At 49.4% G+C, this 2,947-nt stretch carries 3 protein-coding genes and 1 pseudogene; all 4 read left to right on the top strand.

Going from position 1 to position 2,947, the window contains the following annotated elements:
- The first annotated feature begins 406 nt into the window (after nt 1–406).
- The 4 genes and pseudogenes from DW49_RS0122595 to DW49_RS01000000128765 all read left to right on the top strand — a co-directional run bounded on the left by DW49_RS0122595 (nt 407) and on the right by DW49_RS01000000128765 (nt 2,904).
- A complete protein-coding gene (locus tag DW49_RS0122595) occupies nt 407–664 on the top strand; it encodes a FitA-like ribbon-helix-helix domain-containing protein (protein ID WP_003381346.1) in 258 nt (85 codons plus the stop codon).
- Entirely contained in the window at nt 661–1,086 is a 426-nt protein-coding gene (locus DW49_RS0122600; protein ID WP_005620525.1) for a type II toxin-antitoxin system VapC family toxin, read from the top strand. Before DW49_RS0122595 ends, DW49_RS0122600 begins: the two co-directional genes overlap by 4 nt.
- Nucleotides 1,087–1,126: 40 nt before the next feature.
- Nucleotides 1,127–1,760 (top strand): annotated as a pseudogene (locus DW49_RS01000000128760) (recombinase family protein).
- Between the two features lie 274 nt (nt 1,761–2,034).
- On the top strand, nt 2,035–2,904 hold the full coding sequence (locus tag DW49_RS01000000128765; protein WP_229687600.1) for an AvrD family protein: 870 nt from the start codon (nt 2,035–2,037) through the stop codon (nt 2,902–2,904).
- Nucleotides 2,905–2,947 lie beyond the last annotated feature (43 nt).

The following is a 2,947-nucleotide window of genomic DNA, read 5'->3' on the forward strand; positions in this document are numbered from 1 at the left end:
TGCAGAGGTGGCTGTCGCATCGTTCATCTTGACCTGTTATCGCTGATGCAGAATTGCCCCATCTGCCGACTTGGCGTTGCCCCATAAGTATTCAGCCCAAAGTCAGACCTGCTAACGCTTTACGAGGTATAAGCTTGGGTCAGCGAAATTTCGGCAGCTGGGTCAATTCTGCATCAGCGGCAACAGACGATAGCTTAGAGAGCAATATGGTTGAAAACCAATCATCATGGCGTAAAAGGTAGGCTCATTCTTACCTAGCTCTAAAGGGTCGCGTTTAGGCCGATTGAGCCATAGCTCATGAGCTGAGCTTCGTTGGGTATACCTAAATAGACCAGCCTGGCATTCTTGATTTATGGTATCAAAAGTATATAGTGATACCACTGATGGCAAAACTGGTAACTACCAAGTGGCAAACGTGAACGTAAGAAATCTACCCGATGAAGTGCATCGGGCAATCCGCATCCAAGCTGCCCTGCACGGGCGCAGCACCGAGGCCGAAATACGCGACATCTTGGAGCGGGCGGCGAGACCCGAGGGACGTGTGAAACTTGGCTCGTTCCTGGCTTCTATTGCCCGTGAGGTTGGTGGTCTGACCGATAAAGAACACACCTTGTTTGAGAACACGCGCATCACGTCTCCGGCCCGTGCGGTGAGCTTTGAATGATCCTGCTCGATACGAACGTAATTTCAGAACCGCAGCGCCGAGAGCCCAATGCCCACGTCCTTGACTGGATCGACGCACAAGCGCTGGAAACGCTTTATCTGTCCACCATCACGGTAGCCGAGTTGCGTGCTGGTATTGCGCTGATGCCTGTCGGAAAACGCCAGGATAGCTTGCGTGAAAACCTGGAAAAGCACCTGCTGCCGATGTTCGCCAATAGGGTGCTGTCGTTCGATATGACTTGTACGAAGGCTTATGCCGAGCTGCTGGCCAAGTCCCGCGCAGCCGGGTTGGCGGTCGAAACGGCAGATGCCTTCATTGCAGCCATCGCCATCGCCCTCGCCAACGGCTTCACCGTCGCCACCCGTGACACTGGCCCTTTTGAGGCTGCCGGGTTGAACGTCATTAACCCCTGGGAAGCGTAAACGTAGTGTTGAATCAGGAACGTATTTAAAGGATTACAGTATGACGACTCTCAACGTTGCGCGGGTGTACCTGCGTGTCAGTTCCGAAGACCAGGACTTGCAGCGCCAAGAAGCGATTATTGGCAATGCTCGAGAGTCAGGCTACTACGTAGCTGCGGTCTATCGCGAGAAGGCCTCGGGCGCTCGATCCGACCGTCCCGAGCTGTTGCGCATGATTGAGGACCTGCAACCGGGTGAAGTCGTCATTGCGGAAAAGATCGACCGAATCAGCCGTCTTCCTCTGGTCGAAGCAGAAAAACTTGTGGACGCGATCAGGGCTAAGGGCGCACGCACTGGCAGTGCCTGGAATCGTCGATCTATCGCAATTGACCGAGGCGTCCCGTGGTGTCGCCAAGGTGGCGTTGCAAGGCGTACAAGACATGCTGTTGCGTGTGGCCTTGCAAATAGCGCGTGACGACTTCGAGGACCGGCGAGAGCGACAGCGGCAAGGCATCGACTTGGCCAAGGGCGCCGATCGATACGCTGGGCGTAAACCGGATACCAAAATGCATGAACGGGTCATCGCCCTCAAAAGCGGTGGGTGTAGCATTGCGGAGACTGCGCGGCTGGCCGGTGTCAGTGTCAGCCAGGTAAAGCGTGTCTGGGCACAGAACCAGACTAAAGATAAGGTCTGAATGTAGCAAGAAACCTCGTTTTCACGCACGGTCTCCCGGGCGGCGCGCATTTGATGTTTCGTTGCTCCCTGACGTGCCCCAACCGATCGCCGTTTAAGAACGCTTTGGCCAACTGCGCCAAATAAAGCTTTGGCGTTGACCTACGTTTGCATGGAACCAAATCCGTCCCAAAGGCCACACAGAGCCACCAGATTTATAAAAATTGGTAGCTGTATAGCTTCCGCAGTCGAAAAACTTCAAAAGCAGCAAAGAATGGTTTATAAGGAATGTATCCATGCAAGACCTTAGTTTTAGCAATATAGAAAATCATTTGGGATCCGCTAAAGATCGTTTCTTTGGCGATGGTTTCAAACATGTGGAGTATAGTGCTAGACATGTTAACCTCACTGAAAGTACAGTGGACGAAAATATAACTCTTAGCTACCCAGCCAATTGGTCAAAAAAGAACGGTAGTAGTGAACTAGTACCGCACTTAAGCACCATTGACGCATTGACAATTTCAACTAATTTAAGCCAGGATATTCTACTGAATAGCTTCAAAAGCATTGATCACTGTTGGATGAAAAGAATATCTATCAAGGCCGGAAATAAACCTGAAGAAGATCTACGTAATATCAATGCGAAAATAACTAAAGAAATCCAAGGATTGGACTCTCAAGGCGATGCGTATTTAATTTTCGGTGGTAACGTTGACACGATGAAAGTTCAGTTGGAGTTCATCATGCCAGCCGCTCACGAAATCGAAACCGTTAAGGATAGTGTCGAGAAAAGTTGTTACTCTCTACATTTTAAAAATCGCACTCAATTCATCGACGATATTATTTTTTACTCGCCACTCAACGCCATATCAACACTTTTTGTCGCTTATGATAAAGAGCCCCATTTTTCACCTGGCGGAATCGAGGCTGGTTACCCTAACATTATGAACCCCGTAGATTCACTTGTCAGTCACGCACAAATAGCGCAATCACTTCTTTATAAACTCGATGGTTTGACTCGTGGTGAATCAAACACCTTATGGATGAGGAGTTTGAATATTATCGCCGAGAATTTCGCAAAGCGCATAGCGGCGACTCGATTACTAGTGTACTGTTTTCGAAAAAACCAGCTACTAACTAACGTAAAATTCAAATTTTATCAATAACTTAGGTTGCGGGACACGGGTAAATTATTTCGCAAACAGTACA

Source organism: Pseudomonas avellanae BPIC 631 (genome assembly GCF_000444135.1).
Taxonomy (GTDB): Bacteria; Pseudomonadota; Gammaproteobacteria; order Pseudomonadales; family Pseudomonadaceae; genus Aquipseudomonas; species Aquipseudomonas avellanae.

Coding starts and splice junctions, on each gene's coding strand:
- DW49_RS0122600 (WP_005620525.1), top strand. CDS start 661: ATGATCCTGCTCGATACGAACGTAATTTCAGAACCGCAGCGCCGAGAG.
- DW49_RS01000000128765 (WP_229687600.1), top strand. CDS start 2,035: ATGCAAGACCTTAGTTTTAGCAATATAGAAAATCATTTGGGATCCGCT.